The organism is Streptomyces sp. MGP-P1, assembly GCF_057766565.1.
The window spans coordinates 915,649-935,292 of record NZ_JBYMEM010000005.1 but is presented as its reverse complement, the minus strand read 5'-3'; the positions used below and the strand labels follow the sequence as shown (position 1 = coordinate 935,292).

Here is a 19,644-nt window from a genome sequence, read left to right as displayed (position 1 = left end):
CGCCCACGAAGGTGCACGTGCGTGCGGAAGGGCGCACATCTGAGTGGGTGGGGGTGTTGGTCTGCAGAAAAGTCCTCTGGCATATGCCGTCGCCATCAGGTCGCCGTCACACGCGCGTGCGGTCGTAGGCTCAGGGGCATGAGTCTCCGCCTGAGCACCGTGATCCTTCCCGTATACCGCTGGAACGAGGGCGGTCGCGACCGCTGGCAGCGCGCGGAGGAGCTGGGCTTCCACACCGCCTACACCTACGACCACCTGTCCTGGCGGACCTTCCGGGACGGCCCGTGGTTCGGGGCGCTGCCCACGCTCACCGCCGCGGCGACGGCCACCGAACGCCTGCGGCTGGGCACCCTCGTGACCTCGCCGAACTTCCGCCACCCGGTCACGCTGGCGAAGGAACTGATCACCCTGGACGACGTCTCGGGCGGCCGGGTCACCCTCGGCATCGGCGCCGGTGGCAGCGGCTTCGACGCCACCGCCCTGGGCCAGGACGCCTGGACCCCGCGCGAACGCGCCGACCGCTTCGCCGAGTTCGTCCCGCTCCTGGACCGGCTGCTCACCGAGGACGCGGTGACCGAGCGGGGGAAGCACTACGCCGCGGAGGAGGCCCGCAACATTCCCGGCTGTATCCAGCGGCCCCGGCTGCCCTTCGCGGTCGCCGCGACCGGACCGCGCGGCCTGAAGCTCGCCGCCCGGCACGGGCAGGCCTGGGTCACCACCGGCGACCCCAAGCTGTACGAGAACGGCACGCCGGAGGAGTCACGGGCCGCGCTGCGGGGGCAGAACGAGAGGCTCACGGCGGCCTGCGCGGAGATCGACCGGGACGCATCCGAGGTGGACCGGATCCTGCTCACCGCCTTCACACCGGACCGCAACGGCCCGTTGGAGTCCGTGGACGCGTTCGTCGACTTCGCGGGACGCCACGCGGAGCTGGGCTTCACCGAGATCGTCATCCACGCCCCGATCCCGGACTCGGTCTTCGACGTCGACCCGAAGGTCTTCGAGCGCATCGCGACCGAGGCGCCCGCGCAGCTGGCGTAGAGGCGTAGCGACCGGGGCCTTTCAGTCGCGCAAGCGCAGGAACTGAGGGGGTACGGCGTCGGCGAGCCAGACGCCGTTGGCGCTGACCCGGAAGACATGGCCGACGCGGTGCATCGCACCCGCCTCCACGGTGAGGACGAGGGGGCGGCCGCGACGGGCGCCGACCAGGGTGGCCGTCTCCCGGTCGGGGGACAGGTGGACGTGGTGGCGGGCCATGGGGCGCAGGCCCTCGGTCCGGATCGCGTCCATCACCCGGGCGACCGTACCGTGGTAGAGGTACGCGGGCGGTTCGGCGGGTGGCAGGTCCAGGTCGACGGCGACGGTGTGGCCCTGATCGGCGCGGATGCGGTCGCCTTCGATGCCGTCCTGGACGCCGCTCCCCACGCTGCTCCCGGCACCGCTCTCGATGGTGAAGCGCCGCTTGTCGTTGGCGGCGACGACGTGGTCGAGCTCGGCCCGGGAGACGGCGAATCCGTGCCGGGCCGCGGCGCGCAGCAGCTCCTCGACCGCCACCCAGCCGTTCTCGTCGAGTGTGAGGCCGATGCGTTCCGGCTGATGCCGCAGATGCTTCGAGAGGTACTTGGACACCTTGACGGTGCGACGTTCGTCCATGGCGTCAGAGTGCCCGTGGCCGGCTTGTCCGTGCATCCGCATTTCCACTCGTCCACTTGTCCGCTCGTCCGCTCGCCGGTCCGTCACCTCGTCATCTCGTCGGTTCTTCGTTCTTTCGCGGTTCTTCGGACTTTCTCCTTCGACAGGTTTGATCCACAGCCAACTCAGGTTATCCACAGACTATTTGGCAGTTCTGTGGACAACACGCTTGCGCTTTAGGGGCTTTCGTCGACTTTGACCTTTTCGGCGTGAGTTGTGCTCAGGTGGTCCAAGGTGCGCGCCTGCACCTCCCGTTCGGTTGCCGCCGCGACGAAGGCAGCCACGTGGTCCGCGCCAACCAGCTGCTGCACGGCTTGTGTTGTACGGGCGGGGAGCAGCACGGGGCGCGTCGTGTCCTCGGGGGTCGCCGTTTCCGCCGTGCCGAGGTGGTGGTGCAGATGACGTGTCGCGAACGTTCGCATGGCACGGGCCAGTTCCGCGTCCACCGTCTGCTGGGCGAGGGGCCGAAGGCGCCGTACGAGGGACGCCGCCTCGGCCGCGTCGGTGTCGGTGGGAGGCCGATGGCCGAGATAGCGGGCGAAGACGTGCTCGGTGGTGAATTCGAGGAAACGGGAGGCGATGTGCTCCACCTGACCGCGAAGTTCCCGCAGATGGCCGGAGATCGCGGACAGCGGCACCCCGGCCGCGTACAACTCGACGGCCACCGCCAGCTCCTGCGGACTGGGCACGAGGAACTCGTCGTCCCGGCCGGGCACCCGCTCCAGCACGCCGAGCTCCACCGCCTCGGCGATGGCCTCGTCGTCCTGTCGGCCGCCGAACCTCGCGTCCAGCTCCCGGCGGCTGATCCGGTCGGCCTCCTCGTCCGTCCACGGGCCGTGCACCTCGGCGACCAGCCCGAGCACCCCGCCGAGCCCGCGTCCCGCGTCCCATGCCTCCAGCAACTCCTTGATGCTGGCCAGGGTGTAGCCCCGGTCCAGCAGGTCCGCGATCTGCCGCAGCCGGGCCAGATGGGTCTCCCGGTACACATTGGCCCGGCCGCGCCGCTCGGGCGTCGGGAGCAGCCCCCGGTCCTGGTAGGCGCGGATCGTGCGCACCGTGGCCCCGCTGGCGTGGGCCAGGTCCTCGATCCGGTACTCGGCGGGCCGGGCGCCGGCCCCGGTCACAGCGGAGGCTTCAGCCGGGCGACGGAGCGCAGGGCCCCGGGGCTCAGCCGGGACAGCAGCCGCGCGCCACGCGCCTCGGGGGTCACCGGCACCACAGCCTGGTTGCGCACGACCGCCCGGAGGATCGCGTCGGCGACCCTCTCCGGCGGGTAGTTGCGCCGACCGTAGAGACGGCTCGTCCGCTTCTGGAGCCGCGCCTCCTCCGCCGCGTCGGCCCCCGCGAAACGCGTGGTGGCGGTGATGTTGGTGTTGACGATGCCGGGGCATATCGCGCTCACCCCGATCGACTTCTCCGCCAGTTCGGCCCGCAGACATTCGCTGAGCATCAGCACGGCCGCCTTCGACGTGCTGTACGCGGGCAGTACCCGGGATGGCTGGAAGGCCGCGGCCGACGCCGTGTTGACGATGTGGCCGCCCTGGCCCCGGTCCGCCATCTGTGTGCCGAAGATCCGGCAGCCGTGGATGACCCCCCACAGATTGACGTCGAGGACCTTCTTCCACTCCTCGCTCGTGGTCTCCAGGAAGGAGCCGGACAGCCCGATCCCGGCGTTGTTGACCAGGACGTCGACGATGCCGTACTCGGCGGCGACCTGGGCGGCGAGCTTCTCCATCGCGGTCTCGTCGCTGACGTCGACCGCTTCGCCCCAGGCCGCGGGCGCCCCGATCAGCCGCGCCATCTCCGCGGTCCGGGCCGCCCCCTCCGCGTTCCGGTCCACGGCCACGACGCGGGCGCCCGCCTCGGCGAACGCGAACGCGGTGGCCCGCCCGATCCCGGAGGCCGCGCCCGTCACCAGGACCAGCTGACCGCCGAACCGCTGCGCGTAGGGACCCCGCGCGGCCGTCCGCTGCGCGGGCGCGCCCTCCCGTCCGGCGGACTCGTTCGCGGTGACGAACTCGTCGACCCAGGAGGCCACCTGGTCCGGTCGGGTGCGGGGCACCCAGTGCTTGGCCGGAAGCGAGCGGCGCACCAGGGTCGGGACCCAGTCCTCCAGCCCGTCGTAGAGCCGCTCGGAGAGGAACGAGTCGCCGGTCGGCGTGATCAGCTGGACGGGGGCGTGGGCGTAGGCGTCCGCGCGGGGCCTGCTGAGCCGGGCGCGGACGTTGTCGCGGTAGAGCCAGGCTCCGTGTGCCGCGTCGTCCGGCAGGGAGGCGGTCGGGTAGTCGCCCGCGGGCACCTTCTCCATGCGCTCCAGGATCCGGGGCCACCGCTTCCCGAGCGGGCCGCGCCAGGCGAGCTCCGGCAGGACCGGGGTGTGGAGCATGTACACGTACCAGGACTTCGCGCCCTGGCCGAGCAGCTGGCCGACCCGGCGCGGGGTGGGGCGGGCCATCCGGCGCTTGATCCAGTGCCCGAAGTGGTCCAGGGACGGACCGGACATCGAGGTGAAGGAGGCGATCCGGCCCTCGGTCCTGCCGACCGTGACGAACTCCCAGGCCTGGACGGATCCCCAGTCGTGGCCGACCACGTGCACCGGCCGGTCCGGGCTGACCGTGTCGATCACAGCCAGGAAGTCGTCGGTCAGCTTCTCCAGGGTGAAGCCGCCGCGCAGCGGCTTCGGCGCGGTGGACCTGCCGTGCCCCCGCACGTCGTACAGCACCACGTGCCAGTGCTCGGCCAGCCGGACGGCGACGTCCGACCAGACCTCCTTGCTGTCCGGATAGCCGTGGACCAGCACCACGGTCGGCCGGCCCGCGTCGCCCAGTTCGGCGACGCACAGCTCGACGCCCCCGGTCACCACGCGTCGCTCGCGCGCTCGGGACAGATTCACGCCGCCACCTTCTCCTCGGCCCAGCGCCGCACATGCGGCAGATCGTCGTCCAGCCAGAACGCGCTCTGCTCGGGGTCCTTGGAGTCGGTGACGACCAGGATCTCCTCGAACTTCGCGCCCGTACCCCGGAATCCGAGGTGGGGTTCAACCGCCCACAGGCCGGGCTGCGGCGGGTGGTCGGAGAAGCGGTAGGGGCTCCACAGCGGCGACCAGCCGCCCCGATGACCGTGCAGCGCGTCGCTCACCAGTCCCTTGAGGGCCTGGGCGCCGAAGCCGAACACCTGTGGCGACCAACGGCGTTCGGCGACCCGGTCGATCTTGTGGGCGATCATGCCGAAGGGGTGGGCCCGGTGCCTGTTCGCATATCCCTGCGCGGTCATGAGGCATCCGACGTCCTCGTATATCTCGCGCAGCGAACGGCGCTCGCGCACCTCCCGCAGGATCAGCTCGCGGTGGGCCTCCAGATCGGCCAGCAGCCTGACGTGCAGGGGATTGAGGCCCAGGCGCCCCGCGTACCCGACATCGGCGGTGAAGCCCTTGTACACCGGGGCCATGTCGAGGATGAACGGCATCCCCGGCTCCAGCTTCCGGTCGGTCGGGAAGAACTGCAGCGGCACCTTGAACCCGGCGAACGCCGTGCGGTCCCCGAACCAGGCGAACGGGAGGTGGAACCAGTCGCGCACGCCTCGCTCGCGCAGCCATGTGCGCTGCATCCGGGCCGCTTCGCGCTCGGTCACCCCCGACCGCAGCTGACCGGCGACCGCCTCCGCGCAGGCGTAGGCCAGACGCTGGACTTCTCTGAACCCCCGCAGCTCCGGGGCGCTTTCGTCGTGCACTGCCGAGACCATGCCGGTCGCCACCGTCCGTTCCCTGCCGTGTGCGGTACGTGCCCGTAACGTGACACTGATGAATGTGACAATGCTCAGCGGCTGCGTCAAGAGGGCTGCACGCCCTGTGGACAAGCCCGGGCGCCGGGCGCTTCTTTCTGTGGAAAACTCCGCCCCGCCGGCGGGGAGCCCGGATCGTCGGCCCCTCTGGTGAAACCCTGATCGCGCGCCGCCCGTCCCGGAGACCGGGCCTCGTCCTTCGCGGGGTCCCCCTACGGGCGCGTACGCCTGGAGTCTGACGTGGATCCAGCCATCAGGGCTGACGACCCCTGTGGCCCGCGCCACTAACGTCGTTTCCGTGACAGCCGTTATCGCTACCGAAGCCCTGAGCATGCGGTTCCCCCGGGTGACCGCGCTTGACCGGCTCACGTTGGACATTGGACCGGGTGTGACCGGTCTGGTGGGTTCCAACGGAGCCGGCAAGTCCACACTGATCAAGATCCTGCTGGGTCTTTCCCCCGCCACCGAAGGCCGGGCCGAAGTGCTCGGGCTCTCCGTCGCGACCAGCGGCGCCGCCATCCGGGAACGGGTGGGGTACATGCCCGAGCACGACTGCCTGCCGCCCGACGTCTCGGCGACCGAGTTCGTCGTGCACATGGCCCGCATGTCGGGGCTGCCGCCCACGGCGGCCCGCGAGCGCACGGCCGACACCCTGCGCCACGTCGGCCTCTACGAGGAGCGCTACCGACCCATCGGCGGCTACTCGACCGGCATGAAGCAGCGGGTCAAGCTGGCCCAGGCCCTCGTCCACGACCCCCAGCTGGTCCTCCTCGACGAGCCCACCAACGGCCTGGACCCGGTCGGCCGTGACGAGATGCTCGGCCTGATCCGCCGGATCCACACCGACTTCGGCATCTCCGTGCTGGTGACCTCGCACCTCCTGGGCGAACTGGAACGCACCTGCGACCACGTCGTCGTCATCGACGGCGGCACGCTCCTGCGCTCCAGCTCCACCAGCGACTTCACGCAGACCACCGCGACCCTCGCGGTCGAGGTGACCGACAGCGAGACCCACCCCGACGGCACCGGCGCGCTGCGCAAGATCCTCACCGACGCCGGGGTCACCCTCATCGGCCAGGACGGGATCGACACGGAGGGGCTGCCGGGCGCGGGCCACATCCTGCTGATCGAGGCGGCCGGGGAGGACACGTACGACCTGGTCCGCGACAGCGTCGCCGGGCTCGGGCTCGGCCTGGTCCGCATGGAACAGCGCCGCCACCACATCGCCGAGGTCTTCCGTGACGAACAGGGCGGGGCGCACAGCACCGCCGTCCCGGCCGCGGCCGCCACCGCCGGGGCCGTACAGCAGAAGGGAAGCGGTCGTGATGAGCACTGAGACCGGGACCGCGGCCGGGCGCGACGCCTCCCGGATCCACAACATCGGCTACCGCTCCTACGACGGACCGCGGCTCGGCCGGGCCTACGCCCGCCGGTCCCTGTTCTCGCAGACGCTGCGGGGCTCCTTCGGACTGGGCCGCTCGGCCAAGTCCAAGGTGCTCCCCATGCTGCTGTTCGGCGTGATGACGCTGGTCGCGGCGATCCTGGTGGCGGTCTCCATGGCCGCCCCGGACGCCAGCAAGCTGGTGGTCGAGTACACCGCGTACGCGATCTACCTCCAGGCCGTCATCGGTCTGTTCATCGCCGCCCAGGCGCCGCAGGCGGTATCCAGGGACCTCCGGTTCAAGAGCGTCCCCCTGTACTTCTCGCGGCCGATCGAACGCGCCGACTACGTGGGGGCGAAGTTCGCCGCCACCGCCGCCGCTCTCTTCATCCTCACCGGCGCGCCGTTGCTCGTCCTCTACGTGGGCTCTCTGCTCGCGAAGTTCGACTTCGCGGATCAGACCAAGTGGTTCGGCCAGGGACTGGTGTCGGTGGCGCTGCTGTCCGTGCTGTTCGCCGGCCTCGGCCTCGTGATGGCCGCCCTGACCCCGCGGCGCGGCTTCGGCGTCGCCGCGGTGATCGCCCTCCTGACCATCACCTACGGCGCCGTCTCCACGATCCAGGCCATCGCCTGGGAGACCGGGTCGGAGGGTGCCGTGCAGTGGCTGGGCCTCTTCTCGCCGATCACGCTGATCGACGGCGTCCAGACCGCGTTCCTCGGCGCCTCCTCGGCCTTCCCCGGAGGGGAAGGCCCGGGCGCCGGCACCGGCGTGGTCTACCTGTTCGTTGTTCTCGCGCTCGTCGCCGGCTCGTACGCCGTTCTGATGCGCCGCTACCGGAGGGTCGGGCTGTGACCACCATCGAGATCGACCACACCTCGCGCTGGTTCGGCAACGTGGTCGCCGTCAACGACGTCTCCATGACCGTGGGGCCCGGCGTCACCGGACTCCTCGGCCCGAACGGCGCCGGAAAGTCCACCCTCATCAACATGATGGGCGGATTCCTCGCTCCCTCGACGGGGAAGGTCACGCTCGACGGCCGGCCGATCTGGCGCAACGAAGCCGTCTACAAGAAGATCGGCATCGTCCCGGAGCGGGAGGGGATGTACGACTTCCTCACCGGCAAGGAATTCGTCGTCGCCAACGCCGAACTCCAGGGTCTGGGCGCAGCCGAGGCGCAGAAGGCGCTCGCCACGGTCCAGATGGAGTACGCGCAGGACCGCAAGATCTCTACGTACAGCAAGGGCATGCGCCAGCGCGTGAAGATGGCTTCCTCGCTGGTCCACGAGCCCTCGGTGCTGCTCCTGGACGAGCCGTTCAACGGGATGGACCCGCGCCAGCGGATGCAGCTGATGGAACTGCTGCGGCGGATGGGGGACGAGGGGCGCACGGTCCTGTTCTCCTCCCACATCCTCGAAGAGGTCGAGCAGTTGGCCTCGCACATCGAGGTGATCGTGGCCGGACGTCACGCCGCGTCCGGCGATTTCCGGAAGATCCGCCGGTTGATGACGGACCGCCCGCACCGCTATCTGGTGCGCTCAAGCGACGACCGGGCCCTCGCGGCCGCGCTCATCGCCGACCCGTCCACGGCGGGCATCGAGGTCGACGTGACCGAGAAGGCACTGCGCATCCAGGCCGTCGACTTCGGACGGTTCACCGAACTGCTGCCGAGGGTGGCCCGTGAGCAGTCCATCCGGCTGCTGACCGTCTCGCCGTCCGACGAGTCCCTCGAATCGGTCTTTTCCTACCTCGTAGCGGCCTGAGTAGTGGCCTGAAAGGAGCTGTGCACCGTCATGTACGACCCCACAGTCGCCCGGCTCACCTACCGGGCCCTGCTCGGCCGGCGCCGGGCCGCCATCCTGTTCGTCCTGCCCGCACTGCTGCTGCTCATCGCCGCGGCTGTGCGCATGTTCGCCGGAGCCGATGACCAGATCGCCTCGGACGTCCTCGGCGGTTTCGCCATCGCCACGATGGTGCCGCTGATCGGCGTGATCGCCGGCACCGGGGCGATCGGCCCCGAGATCGACGACGGCTCGATCGTCTATCTGCTCGCCAAGCCCGTGAAGCGGCCCACGATCATCTTCACCAAGCTGATCGTGGCCATCGCGGTGACCATGGTGTTCTCCGCCCTGCCGACGCTTCTCGCGGGCCTGATCCTCAACGGCAACGGCCAGCAGATCGCCGTCGCCTACACGATCGCGGCGCTGGTCGCCTCGATCGCGTACAGCGCCCTGTTCCTGCTCCTCGGCACGGTCAGCCGGCACGCGGTCGTCCTCGGCCTGGTCTACGCGCTGGTCTGGGAGGCCCTGTTCGGCAGCCTGGTGGCCGGTGCGCGGACGCTCAGCGTCCAGCAGTGGTCCCTGGCGGTCGCCCAGAAGGTCGCGGGCGACGGCCCGGTGACCTCGGACGTCGGCCTGCCGCTCGCCACGGTCCTGCTGGTCGCGGTCACGGTAGCCGCCACCTGGTACGCGGGCCAGAAGCTGCGGGCGCTGAAGCTGGCGGGCGAGGAGTGAGCAGCCTTCCGGCCTGAGCCGCCTGCCGCGCCCCGACGACCCCCGCCCCGACGACCCCCGCCCTTTCGGACATGGGCGGGGGTCGTCGTATGAACGGCCAGGCGTGCGCGTGACCGTAGGTTTATCGGGTCGTTGGGCAGGATGCGTGGAGGCAACTGGAATCCGTGGCGTCGTAGCGATCGTGAAACAGGGGAATGCCGGCACCGGGTGAGGCTCAGCCCACCGGGCCGGTCATCGAGTGAGTGGCAACCGTGAGCGTCCTCCACCCCTGAAGCCCGGGGTGTGGGCCGTCCTCGTCATTCCCTCGTACGAAAGGCACACCCATGCCCACGGAAGTCGCCCTGCTCGAATCGCGCGCGCTGCGCGGGGAGCAGATGGGGCGCGTCGACGTCCTCGACAAGGTGAAGAGCCTGGTCATGCTCCCGGACGGAATTCACGTTCGCACAGAGGACGTGGCTCGTTACTTCGAAGTATCCACAGGGGCGGTCAGGAGGCTGACCGACCGGCATCAGGAGGAATTCGCCGAGAACGGCATGCGCGTACTACGCGGCGCTGACCTGCGGTCCTTCCATAGCGACATGATGTCGCTATGGGCTGGTGGCGGGGTGGAAAGTTATCCACAGGCGGCCACGCAACTGCGGCTCTACACCCGCCGAACCGTCCTCAACATCGCCATGCTTCTTCGCGACAGCGACATCGCCCGCTGCGTGCGTACGTACCTCCTCGACGCCGAGGAGGCGCTGCGCACGCGGTACGCCTCCCTCGACCAGCGCGTCACGCGCATCGAGAGCTGCCTCACCGGCGTCGGCAGCGCGCTGCAGGAGCTCGGGCCGGTGCTGGTGCGGATGTCGGAGCGGCTCGACAGTCTGGACCGCAAGGTGGAGGTGACGCACCAGGTGATCGGGGCGATGAGTCTGCGGCTGACGGATGTGCAGCAGGACGTCGTCCGCCTGGACGGGCGGCTGGACTCCTTCGCCCGACAGCTGAAGGATCTGCGCCGCCGTAGCGGGCAGCGCGGGTAGCGCGGGTAGCGCCGATACGCCGGCGGCCCGGCACCGTGGGAAACGGTGCCGGGCCGCTGTCACGCTGCCGGGTGGGCGTTCTACTGCACGGGCGCCGAGCGGAGCAGTTCCTCCAGCACCACCGCGATGCCGTCGTCGTCGTTGGACGCCGTGATCTCGTGGGCGACGGCCTTCAGTTCGTCGTGGGCGTTGGCCATGGCCACGCCGTGGTGGGCCCAGCCGAACATCGGGATGTCGTTCGGCATGTCGCCGAAGGCGATCGTGTCGGCCGCCTTCACACCGAGTCGGCGGGCGGCCAGGGAGAGGCCGGTCGCCTTGCTCAGGCCCAGCGGCAGGATTTCGACCACGCCGGCGCCGGCCATGACCACGTCGACGAGGCTGCCGACCGCCGCCCTCGCCGCGAAGGCCAGCGCGTCGTCGTCCAGCTCCGGGTGCTGTATGTAGACCTTGTTGAGCGGTGCCGTCCACATCTCCGTGGCGTCGTCCACGAAGAGATACGGGAGAGGCCCCTCCTGTACCCGGTAGCCGGGGCCCACCAGTACCTCGCCGTCCAGTCCGTCGCGGCTGGCCGCCAGGTGCAGCGGGCCGACCTCCGCCTCGATCTTGGACAGCGCGAGACCGGCCAGCTGCCGGTCCAGGGTCAGCGAGGTCAGCAGCTTGTGCTCGCCCGCGTGGTAGACCTGCGCGCCCTGACCGCAGACCGCGAGCCCCTCGTAGCCGAGGTCGTCCAGGATGTGCCGGGTCCAGGGGACCGCACGTCCGGTGACGATGATGTGCGCGGCGCCGGCCGCCGTGGCGGCGGCCAGGGCCTCGCGGGTGCGTGCGGAGACCGTGTCGTCCCCGCGCAGCAGTGTGCCGTCGAGGTCGGTCGCGACGAGCTTGTAGGGGAAGGTCACTTGGCGACCGGTTCCAGGACCTCGCGCCCGCCCAGGTACGGGCGGAGCATCTCGGGCACCCGGACCGAACCGTCGGGAAGCTGGTGGTTCTCCAGGATCGCCACGATCGTGCGCGGTACGGCGCAGAGCGTGCCGTTCAGCGTGGCCAGCGGCTGGACCTTCTTGCCCTCGCGCATCCGGACCGACAGGCGGCGGGCCTGGAAGCCGTCGCAGTTCGACGCGGAGGTGAGCTCGCGGTACTTGCCCTGGGTCGGGATCCACGCCTCGCAGTCGAACTTCCGCGAGGCGGAGGAGCCGAGGTCACCGGTGGCGACGTCGATCACCTGGAAGGGCAGTTCGAGGGCGGTGAGCCACTGCTTCTCCCAGTCCAGGAGCCTGCGGTGTTCGGCCTCGGCGTCCGCGGGGTGGACGTACGAGAACATCTCGACCTTGTCGAACTGGTGGACGCGGAAGATGCCGCGGGTGTCCTTGCCGTACGTGCCGGCCTCGCGGCGGAAGCACGGGGAGAACCCGGCATACCGCAGGGGCAGCTTGTCGGCGTCGATGATCTCGTCCATGTGGTACGCGGCGAGGGGGACCTCGGAAGTGCCGACCAGGTAGTAGTCGTCCTTCTCCAGGTGGTACACGTTCTCCGAGGCCTGGCCGAGGAAGCCGGTGCCCTCCATGGCGCGGGGGCGGACCAGCGCCGGGGTGAGCATCGGGACGAAGCCGGCCTCCGTGGCCTGCGCGATCGCCGCGTTCACGAGGGCGAGCTCCAGCAGCGCGCCGATGCCCGTGAGGTAGTAGAACCGCGAGCCGGAGACCTTGGCCCCGCGCTCCATGTCGATGGCGCCGAGCGCCTCGCCGATCTCCAGGTGGTCCTTGGGCTCGAAGCCCTCGGCGCCGAAGTCCCGGATGGTGCCGTGGGTCTCCAGGACGACGAAGTCCTCCTCGCCGCCGACCGGCACGTCCTCGTGGACGATGTTGCCGAGCTGGAGCAGAAGCCGTTTGGCGTCCGCGTCGGCCTCGTCCTGGGCGGCGTCGGCCGCCTTGACGCCGGCCTTGAGCTGTTCGGCCTTCTTGAGGAGCTCGGTGCGCTCCTCGGGGGTGGCCTTGGGGATCAGCTTGCCGAGGGACTTCTGTTCAGCGCGGAGTTCGTCGAAGCGGACGCCGGACGACCTGCGCAGCTCGTCGGCGGAGAGCAGGGCGTCGACGAGGTCGACGTCCTCTCCACGGGCGCGCTGGGAGGCGCGAACACGGTCGGGGTCCTCACGGAGCAGGCGAAGGTCAATCACCCCACCAGGCTACCGGTGCGCGGTTCTCGCACTCGAACCGATATTGCCGAGCGTGTCACTTTGACCGAATTGCCGGAATTGATATTTCTGTGGGGAATCGTCGGCGGCGCGGCCTCCGACGCTGATGTCGGCCCCCGTTTGGGTGTCGATGCCGATGTCGTGCCGGTGTGGGGAGGGCGGGAGGTACCCGCCTTGACCGGGGCGGGAGTTGAGGGCGTGCCGTCCGTCGCGCCAGCCGTCGTGCTGCTCGTCGTTGTCCACAGGAGGCCCCGCGTCGAAATAGTTATCCACAGGCTGTGTGGGAGTTCTGTGGATGCTGAAGGGCATTTGCTTCGGAACGCGGATGAATCCCTGCGTACCCCCCACTCAAACCTGTTCCGCGTGCTCGTTCGGGTGGGAATTCATCGCCCTTAAGAGTTGATCAAGGGAATGGGGGCGACATGGGCGCCTCGCTCCGCCTCGCCCCTCTGTGGATGACTCCAAGGTGACTGGGTTGATTTGTCGATGATGTCGGGTTGTGGTGTCGACTTGTCCCCAGGTTGGGAGCACTCCTGTGGATAACTCTCCGGAGTGCGTGACTATCCGTAGATCGCACCGCTGCGGAGTGCGCAAGGAGGTCGCCCCGGGAGCCCTCGCAGCGGAGCTTCTCCTGCCTTCCGTCAGATCCGGCCGTCCTGGCTGCGCGCCAGCCAGTCGGACGCTTCCGTGAACGCCGTGTCCGACGTGCCCGCCCGCAGCGGCCCCACCTCGTCCGGGGAGACGCCCGCCCGCGGGTACGAGCCGAGGAACCGCACCTTCGGGCTGATCCGCTTCAGCCCCATCAGGGCCTCCCCGACCCGCCGGTCCGCGATGTGACCCTCGGCGTCCACGGCGAAGCAGTAGTTGCCGATGCCCTCGCCGGTCGGGCGCGACTGGATCAGCATCAGGTTGACGCCACGCACCGCGAACTCCTGGAGCAGCTCGAGGAGGGCACCGGGGTGGTCGTCGCCCAGCCAGATCACCACGGAGGTCTTGTCCGCGCCGGTCGGTGCGGAGGGCCGGGCGGGCCGTCCCACCAGGACGAAGCGCGTCTGGGCGTTCTCCGCGTCGTGGATCTCCGTCACCAGCGGCTCCAGGCCGTAGGTCGCGGCGGCGAACTCCCCGGCGAACGCGGCGTCGTACCGCCCCTCCTGGACCAGCCGGGCCCCGTCCGCGTTGGACGCGGCCGACTCCCACAGGGCCCCCGGGAGGTGGGCCGCCATCCAGTTGCGCACCTGCGGCTGGGCGGCCGGGTGGGCGGTGACCGTCTTGACGTCCGACAGCTTGGTCCCGGGCCGTACCAGCAGCGCGAAGGTGATGGAGAGCAGCACCTCGCGGTAGATCATCAGCGGTTCCCCGCCGGCCAGCTCGTCCAGCGTCGCGGTGATGCCGCCCTCGACGGAGTTCTCGATCGGCACGAGTGCCGCCGCCGCCTCGCCGCTGCGCACGGCGTCCAGGGCGGCCGGCACGGACACCATCGGGACGAGTTCCCGGGTGGCGGCTTCCGGGAGCGTACGGAGGGCGACCTCGGTGAAGGTGCCTTCGGGACCGAGATAGGCGTAGCGCGTGGCTGACATACGGTCACCCTAATGCGCCCCGCGAGGCCCGCCGCGCAGTCTCAGAATGCGGTCGGAAGGGTGCGGGAAGACCCACACCACACGCGCTTCCCGGCCCGAGCCCACGCGCTTCCCGGCTGCCCGGAGCCCGCGCGCTTCCCAGCCGGCGGGAGGCCGGGGCGAGGCCGGGGCGGGTGCTCCTACGACTCCAGCAGCCGCTGTCCCACGTACTCGCCCTCCGCCGCCCCGCCCGGGACCGCGAACACCCCGCTCGCCTCGTGCCGGAGGAACGGCGACAGCGCGTCGCCCCGGTCGAGCTTGCGCTGCACCGGCACGAATCCGCGGAACGGGTCCGCCTGCCAGCAGACGAAGAGGAGCCCGGCGTCCGGGGCGCCGTCCTCCGCGATGCCGTCGTGGTACGAGAACGGGCGGCGCAGCATGGCGGCCCCGCCGTTCTTCTCGGGCGAGGAGATCCGGGCGTGGGCGTTGTCGGGGATCACGAGCCTGCCGTCCGGGCCCGCCTTGTCGAGGTCCATCTCCGTGGTCTCGGTTCCCCCGCTCAGGGGCGCCCCGTCCGCCTTGCGCCGCCCGATGACCCGCTCCTGGCGTTCCACCGGAAGCTTCTCCCAGTCGTCCAGGAGCATCCTGATCCGGCGGACGACGGCGTACGAACCGCCCTCCATCCACTCCTGCGGTTTCCCGGGGGAGGCGGGGACGAACACGCGCCGGTCGAAGTCCTCGTCGGTCGGCTTCGGGTTGCCGGTCCCGTCGATCTGGCCCATCAGATTGCGGGCGGTCATCGGGCGGGCGGTCGCGCCGGGGGTGCGGTTGAAGCCGTTCATCTGCCACCGCACCCGTGCCGTGCCCGCGGCTTCCTTCTGGAGGGCCCGCAGCGCGTGGAAGGCGACCAGCGCGTCGTCGGCGCCGATCTGCACCCACAGGTCGCCGTTCGACCGCTCGGCGTCGAGGGCGTCGGCGGAGAACGCGGGCAGCGGGTCGAGCGCGGCGGGCAGGCGGACGGTGAGACCGGTGCGCGCGAAGAACGTACGGCCGAAGCCGAAGGTGACGGTCAGGGACGAGGGCCCCGCGTCCAGAGCGATCCCGGTGTCGTGCCCGGGGCCGTCCGGCCCGCCCGCCGTGGGGCGGCCCGCCATCAGCTCCTTCGCCACCGCGGACCAGCGCCGCAGCAGGGTCGCCGCCTCCTTGCGCCCGGCGCCCGCCGCCAGGTCGAAGGCGACGAGATGGCCCCGGGCCTGAAGCGGAGTGGTGATCCCCGGTTGATGTTTCCCGTGAAACATCGCCTCGGCCGCCCCGACGCTCGTCAGCGCGACCGTCTCCTCGGGGCGGGTGGCGGCGTACCCGGCGGCCCCGCCCCCGGCCCCCAGCAGCAGCCCGGTGGCACCCGCCGCACCCGCCGTGCCGAGCAGCCGCCGCCGCGACACGCCGCTACCGCCGGCGTCGTCGGCGCCCGGGGAACCGGTGGCGGGGCGGCCCGGGGAACCGGTGGGGGCGGTCTCGTCCGGAGCCTGCTTCTTGGTCTTGCTCACCGTGCTCAGCCGATCTTCGCGTTCTTGTCGATGGTGACCTGGTCGATGTCGGAGGTCCTTACCGTCACGTCGACCTTCCAGTCCCCGGCCATCGGGATCTGGACGCCGCTCGCCGTCCAGTGCCCCTCGGCCAGCCGGTCCGGGACGACGGGCAGTGGGCCGATGTCCTTCGACTCCAGGGTGAGGGCCACCTTCAGCTCGGGAACGTCCATCGGCTCGCCGTCGCTGCCGTCGATCCACACATGCAGATCGTTGGATCCGGTGCGGCCGGGGTCGATGTCGATGCGGACGGTGCCCTTGCCGTTCTCGCCACCGGTGTCGAACGGCATGCTCAGGTTGACCGGGCCGCCGGCGGCGGGGGCGGCGGCCGCGGTGGCGCCGGCCGCGGCCTCCTCCTCCGTACGGCCGGGTTCGGTGGACGTCAGCATGGTGGTGACGGCCAGCAGGACGACGGCGACGGCGGCTTCGGCCAGCACCGAGCGGCGCAGTCCGGAGCGCTCCGGGTCGGAGTCCCGTATCCGCTTCTTCTTCGTCGCGGTCAGAACGGCCTGCTGACGGGCCAGTTGCGCGACGCGCTCGGGGGCGATGTCCTTGTCGGAAGCGTCGGAAGCGTCGGAAGCGTCGGAAGCGTCGGAAGCCTCCGACGACGTGGCCGGGGCCGGCTCGGTGTTCCCCGGCTCGGTCGCGGCGTCCTCTTCCTCGGCTCCGGAGGAGGAGGCGACGGCGGTGTCCGTCAGCCGCCCCGTCCAGCGCCGGGAGAACCAGGCGACGGCGAGCAGGACGGCGATCAGCGCCACCTTGAGGATCAGCAGCTGCCCGTAGCGCGTCCCGGTCAGCGCCGACCAGGAGCCGACCTGGCGCCAGGACTGGTAGATCCCGGTCGCCGCCAGGACAACGACGCTGCCGAACGCGACAGCGGAGAAGCGCCGGACCACGGCGCTCCCGATGTCCGGCGTCCGGTACAGCGCGACCAGGAGCGAGGCGAGCCCGCCGAGCCACGCGGCGACGGCCAGCAGGTGCAGGACATCCACCGGCATGGCGATGGACGCCTGGATGCCGGTCGAGGCGTGCTCGGACATCGCCCAGGTGGCGGCGATGCCCGCCGCGACGACTCCGCCCCCGACGGCGAGGCCGAAGGTGAGGTCCTTCTTCTCCTGCTCGTCCTCGCGTCGGGCGTACGTGCCGAAGAGCACGGCGATGAACAGGGCGGCGGCCCCGAGCAGCAGCAGCCGGGAGACGAGGGCGGCGCCGGGCTTGGTGTCCAGGACGGACTGGAGCCCGGCGAGGTCGAAGGCGTCGGCGAACTTCCCGCTGCCCGTGTACGGGTTGCGCAGCAGCAGCATGACCAGGGTCGCCACGGTCAGCGTGAGCCAGCCGCGGACCACGAGCCGCTGCATCGGCGGGGCGGACGCGCCCCGCCGCCAGCAGACCAGGACGAACGCGCTGCCGCCGACGAGCAGCACGAATCCGCCGTAGGCGGCGTAGCGCGCGATGTCGTAGACGACGCCGACCGGGCCGCCGCCCACGTCCTGGGAGGACAGGGCCACGGTGGTCTCGGACGGGGCGCCGATGGAGAACGTGAACGCGCCGGAGATGGGGTGGCTGTCGGCGGAGATGGCCTGCCAGGCCACCGTGTAGGTGCCGTCCGGCAGACCGGAGTGGAGCGCGACGCCGTAGCGGACGGTCGAGCCCTCGGAGAGGTCGCGCGGTTCGGCCTCGGTGTCGGCGCGCTTGCCGCTGGGGTCGAGGACGCGGATGGAGTCGTCGCCCACCGCGATGGCCTCGGAGAAGCTGAGGGTGACCTCCTTGGGCGCGGTGTCCACCACCGCCCCGTCCTGCGGGTCGCTCCCGGTGAGGGCGGCGTGCGCGGACGCCGGGCCCGCGCCGGCCAGCAGCAGCCCGAACACCAGGCTGAGCAGTGCGGCGAGGAGCGCGGCGGCGGCGACGGGCCGCCGTATCGGGGACGGTCCGGCGTACGGGGCGGTGGCAGACATCGATTCAGTCCCTCACTGCTTCTTCGGGTTGTGGGTGGTTTCCTTCACCGGCAGGTCGACCGTGATGAGGCCGGCCTTCTCGAAGTGCAGCTCGACGGAGACCTTCTCGCCCTGCTGGGGCTTCTGCTTGAGCTTCATGAACATGATGTGGTTGCCGCCACGTTCGAGGTCGAGCTCGCCGCCCGCGGGCACCTCGAACGAGGAGACCTCGCGCATCTTCTGGTTCTTCGTCTCGTGGATCGTGACGTCGTCGGAGAGCGGACTGGTCACCGAGGTGAGCCGGTCCCCGGCATCGCCGTTGTTCTGGACGACGAGGAACCCGGCGGCCATGTCGCTGACGGGCTGCGGCAGATACGCGCCGACGACCTCCAGGTCGGGCGCGCCGTCCGACGAGCAGCCGGCCAACGTCAGACCCGTGGTGAGGGCCAGGGCGCCGGCGATGGCCGCCCGGCGGTTCACGGAGCCTCCCCCTTGAGCAGCTTGGGGAGGTCCTTCGTGTACTCCTCGGCGGTGGTGTCCTCGCCGTAGAGCACATACCCCTGGTCCGTCTTCGGGGAGAAGGCGATGACCTGGGCGCCGTGCATCGAGACGATGGTCCCGTCCTTCTCCTTCTTCGGCGCGTCGATGCCGATGCCCATCTGCCGCGCCCCGGCCTGGATGGTCGGGAAGTCGCCGGTGAGGCCGGTGAAGGAGGGGTCCTGGGCGGAGAGCCACTTGCCGAGCGAGGCGGGGGTGTCGCGCTCGGGGTCGGTGGTGACGAAGACGACCTGGAGCTTCTCCTGGTCGGCCTTGGGCAGCTCCCGCTTGGCGAGCGAGATGTTGCTCATGGTCAGCGGGCAGACGTCGGGGCAGTTGGTGTAGCCGAAGTAGATGAGCGTCGGCTTGCCCTTGGTCGCCTCGCGGAGGTCGTACTCCTTGCCCCGGGTGTCGGTGAGGACGAGGTTCGGCTTGGTGAACGGCTGGTCGAGTACGGTCGCGGCCTTGTTCTTCGGCGCGGCGCTGACGTCGGCGATGGCAGAGGACTCCGCCTTGTCGTCGGAGGTGCCGCAGGCGGAGAGGGCCAGTGCGGCCGCGGCGGCGAACGCCACGGCCGTCACTGCTTTTCTGTTGCGCATGGGATGAGGTGTCCTGAACGTGGTGCGGGTGAGGGAACCGGCCGGTCAGGCCGAGCGGCGACGTCCGGCGAGCACGCCGAACGCGATGCCGCCGATGCCGACGACGATGCCGATGATGCCCAGCGTGCGGGCGGTGGTGTCGCTGGAGGAGGAGGACGCGGCGGTGCTGCTCTCCTTGGCCGACGCGTCGGTGTCGGCGGCCTTGTGGTCGGCGGCCTTCTCGGCGCCGTCGGCCGCGCCGCCGTGGCCGTCCTCGGCGGCGGCGGTCAGCTTCAGGACGGGGGCGGGGCTGTCGGGCTCCTCGCCGCCCGCCGTGGGCTCCTCGATCCAGCGGACGACTTCCTTGTTGTCGTACGTCTGGATCGCCTTGAAGACGAGCTGGTCGGCGTCCTCGGGAAGCGCGCCGACGGAGACCGGGAACTGCTGGAAGTAGCCGGGGGCGATCTCGCCCTCGTCCGCGGTCCAGGTCACCTTGGAGACGGCCTCGGTGATCTTCTTGCCGTGCACCTCAAGAGGCTTGTCGAGCTTGCTCTTGGAGATGTCGATCTTCCAGCCCGGGACGGCCTGCGGGGTGACGGACGACAGCGGGTGGTCGGCCGGGAAGTTGACTTCGAGCTTCACCGTCGAGGCCTGGTCGCGCTCGTTGGGGACCTTGAAGTTGAGCGTGGCGTATCCGCCCTTGGCGGCCTCGCCGACCGGCTGGACGCTGACATGGGCGGCGGCCGGGCCGGCGATCAGCAGGACGGTGGACGCGGCGACGCCGCCGGCGAGGGCGATACGGGAAAGCTTCATGGCAGGAATCTCCACTGGGGAAACGGAACACGGTGGTCCGGCGCGCGGGGTGCGCGGCGGCATCAC

General features: G+C 70.6%; 19 protein-coding genes. 6 read left to right on the top strand and 13 right to left on the bottom strand.

Annotation, left to right across the window (positions count from 1 at the left end; genetic code table 11):
• The first annotated feature begins 138 nt into the window (after nucleotides 1–138).
• The gene (locus AC3CH1_RS13700; protein WP_488463150.1) at nucleotides 139–1,041 is read left to right on the top strand and encodes an LLM class flavin-dependent oxidoreductase; all 903 of its coding nucleotides are present in this window, start codon (nucleotides 139–141) and stop codon (nucleotides 1,039–1,041) included.
• Between the two features lie 21 nt (nucleotides 1,042–1,062).
• Here AC3CH1_RS13700 and AC3CH1_RS13695 read toward each other — a convergent pair whose 3' ends face one another.
• From AC3CH1_RS13695 to AC3CH1_RS13680, 4 genes are all read right to left on the bottom strand, one after another.
• Entirely contained in the window at nucleotides 1,063–1,653 is a 591-nt protein-coding gene (locus tag AC3CH1_RS13695; protein WP_488463149.1) for an RNA 2'-phosphotransferase, read from the bottom strand.
• A gap of 215 nt (nucleotides 1,654–1,868) precedes the next feature.
• Entirely contained in the window at nucleotides 1,869–2,816 is a 948-nt protein-coding gene (locus AC3CH1_RS13690) for a MerR family transcriptional regulator (protein ID WP_488463148.1), read from the bottom strand.
• Nucleotides 2,813–4,585, bottom strand: coding sequence for an SDR family oxidoreductase (locus AC3CH1_RS13685; RefSeq protein ID WP_488463147.1), 1,773 nt, complete (start codon nucleotides 4,583–4,585; stop codon nucleotides 2,813–2,815). The genes AC3CH1_RS13690 and AC3CH1_RS13685 overlap by 4 nt, the downstream gene beginning before the upstream one ends.
• The gene (locus AC3CH1_RS13680) at nucleotides 4,582–5,433 is read right to left on the bottom strand and encodes a M24 family metallopeptidase (protein WP_488463499.1); all 852 of its coding nucleotides are present in this window, start codon (nucleotides 5,431–5,433) and stop codon (nucleotides 4,582–4,584) included. The genes AC3CH1_RS13685 and AC3CH1_RS13680 overlap by 4 nt, the downstream gene beginning before the upstream one ends.
• Before the next feature lie 370 nt (nucleotides 5,434–5,803).
• Between AC3CH1_RS13680 and AC3CH1_RS13675 the strand changes: the two genes are divergently transcribed.
• The 5 genes from AC3CH1_RS13675 to AC3CH1_RS13655 all read left to right on the top strand — a co-directional run bounded on the left by AC3CH1_RS13675 (nucleotide 5,804) and on the right by AC3CH1_RS13655 (nucleotide 10,386).
• The gene (locus tag AC3CH1_RS13675) at nucleotides 5,804–6,808 is read left to right on the top strand and encodes an ABC transporter ATP-binding protein (RefSeq protein ID WP_488463498.1); all 1,005 of its coding nucleotides are present in this window, start codon (nucleotides 5,804–5,806) and stop codon (nucleotides 6,806–6,808) included.
• The gene (locus AC3CH1_RS13670; protein ID WP_488463146.1) at nucleotides 6,798–7,706 is read left to right on the top strand and encodes an ABC transporter permease; all 909 of its coding nucleotides are present in this window, start codon (nucleotides 6,798–6,800) and stop codon (nucleotides 7,704–7,706) included. Before AC3CH1_RS13675 ends, AC3CH1_RS13670 begins: the two co-directional genes overlap by 11 nt.
• Nucleotides 7,703–8,614 carry an ABC transporter ATP-binding protein gene (locus tag AC3CH1_RS13665; protein WP_488463145.1) on the top strand — a complete coding sequence of 304 codons (912 nt, stop codon included), beginning with the start codon at nucleotides 7,703–7,705 and terminating at the stop codon, nucleotides 8,612–8,614. The genes AC3CH1_RS13670 and AC3CH1_RS13665 overlap by 4 nt, the downstream gene beginning before the upstream one ends.
• 30 nt (nucleotides 8,615–8,644) lie before the next feature.
• Nucleotides 8,645–9,364: an ABC transporter permease subunit gene (locus AC3CH1_RS13660; protein ID WP_488463144.1), complete on the top strand. Its 720-nt coding sequence runs from the start codon at nucleotides 8,645–8,647 to the stop codon at nucleotides 9,362–9,364.
• Between the two features lie 323 nt (nucleotides 9,365–9,687).
• Entirely contained in the window at nucleotides 9,688–10,386 is a 699-nt protein-coding gene (locus AC3CH1_RS13655; protein ID WP_488463143.1) for a hypothetical protein, read from the top strand.
• Nucleotides 10,387–10,466: 80 nt separating this feature from the next.
• On the opposite strand, the gene AC3CH1_RS13650 is transcribed toward AC3CH1_RS13655, so the two are convergent.
• The 9 genes from AC3CH1_RS13650 to AC3CH1_RS13610 all read right to left on the bottom strand — a co-directional run bounded on the left by AC3CH1_RS13650 (nucleotide 10,467) and on the right by AC3CH1_RS13610 (nucleotide 19,578).
• Entirely contained in the window at nucleotides 10,467–11,282 is an 816-nt protein-coding gene (locus AC3CH1_RS13650) for an HAD family hydrolase (RefSeq protein ID WP_488463142.1), read from the bottom strand.
• The gene (gene serS, locus AC3CH1_RS13645) at nucleotides 11,279–12,556 is read right to left on the bottom strand and encodes a serine--tRNA ligase (protein WP_488463141.1); all 1,278 of its coding nucleotides are present in this window, start codon (nucleotides 12,554–12,556) and stop codon (nucleotides 11,279–11,281) included. Before serS ends, AC3CH1_RS13650 begins: the two co-directional genes overlap by 4 nt.
• Nucleotides 12,557–12,565: 9 nt before the next feature.
• Nucleotides 12,566–12,817, bottom strand: coding sequence for a hypothetical protein (locus AC3CH1_RS13640; RefSeq protein WP_488463140.1), 252 nt, complete (start codon nucleotides 12,815–12,817; stop codon nucleotides 12,566–12,568).
• A gap of 398 nt (nucleotides 12,818–13,215) precedes the next feature.
• Nucleotides 13,216–14,151, bottom strand: coding sequence for a prephenate dehydratase (gene pheA / locus AC3CH1_RS13635; RefSeq protein WP_488463139.1), 936 nt, complete (start codon nucleotides 14,149–14,151; stop codon nucleotides 13,216–13,218).
• Nucleotides 14,152–14,330: 179 nt separating this feature from the next.
• Complete coding sequence (gene efeB / locus AC3CH1_RS13630; protein ID WP_488463138.1) at nucleotides 14,331–15,677, bottom strand: iron uptake transporter deferrochelatase/peroxidase subunit; 1,347 nt, start codon at nucleotides 15,675–15,677, stop codon at nucleotides 14,331–14,333.
• A gap of 5 nt (nucleotides 15,678–15,682) precedes the next feature.
• Nucleotides 15,683–17,671 carry a copper resistance CopC/CopD family protein gene (locus tag AC3CH1_RS13625; protein WP_488463137.1) on the bottom strand — a complete coding sequence of 663 codons (1,989 nt, stop codon included), beginning with the start codon at nucleotides 17,669–17,671 and terminating at the stop codon, nucleotides 15,683–15,685.
• Nucleotides 17,672–17,683: 12 nt separating this feature from the next.
• Nucleotides 17,684–18,130, bottom strand: coding sequence for a copper chaperone PCu(A)C (locus tag AC3CH1_RS13620; protein ID WP_488463136.1), 447 nt, complete (start codon nucleotides 18,128–18,130; stop codon nucleotides 17,684–17,686).
• Entirely contained in the window at nucleotides 18,127–18,786 is a 660-nt protein-coding gene (locus tag AC3CH1_RS13615; protein ID WP_488463135.1) for an SCO family protein, read from the bottom strand. The genes AC3CH1_RS13620 and AC3CH1_RS13615 overlap by 4 nt, the downstream gene beginning before the upstream one ends.
• 45 nt (nucleotides 18,787–18,831) lie before the next feature.
• Nucleotides 18,832–19,578: a YcnI family copper-binding membrane protein gene (locus AC3CH1_RS13610; protein ID WP_488463134.1), complete on the bottom strand. Its 747-nt coding sequence runs from the start codon at nucleotides 19,576–19,578 to the stop codon at nucleotides 18,832–18,834.
• Between the last annotated feature and the right edge of the window lie 66 nt (nucleotides 19,579–19,644).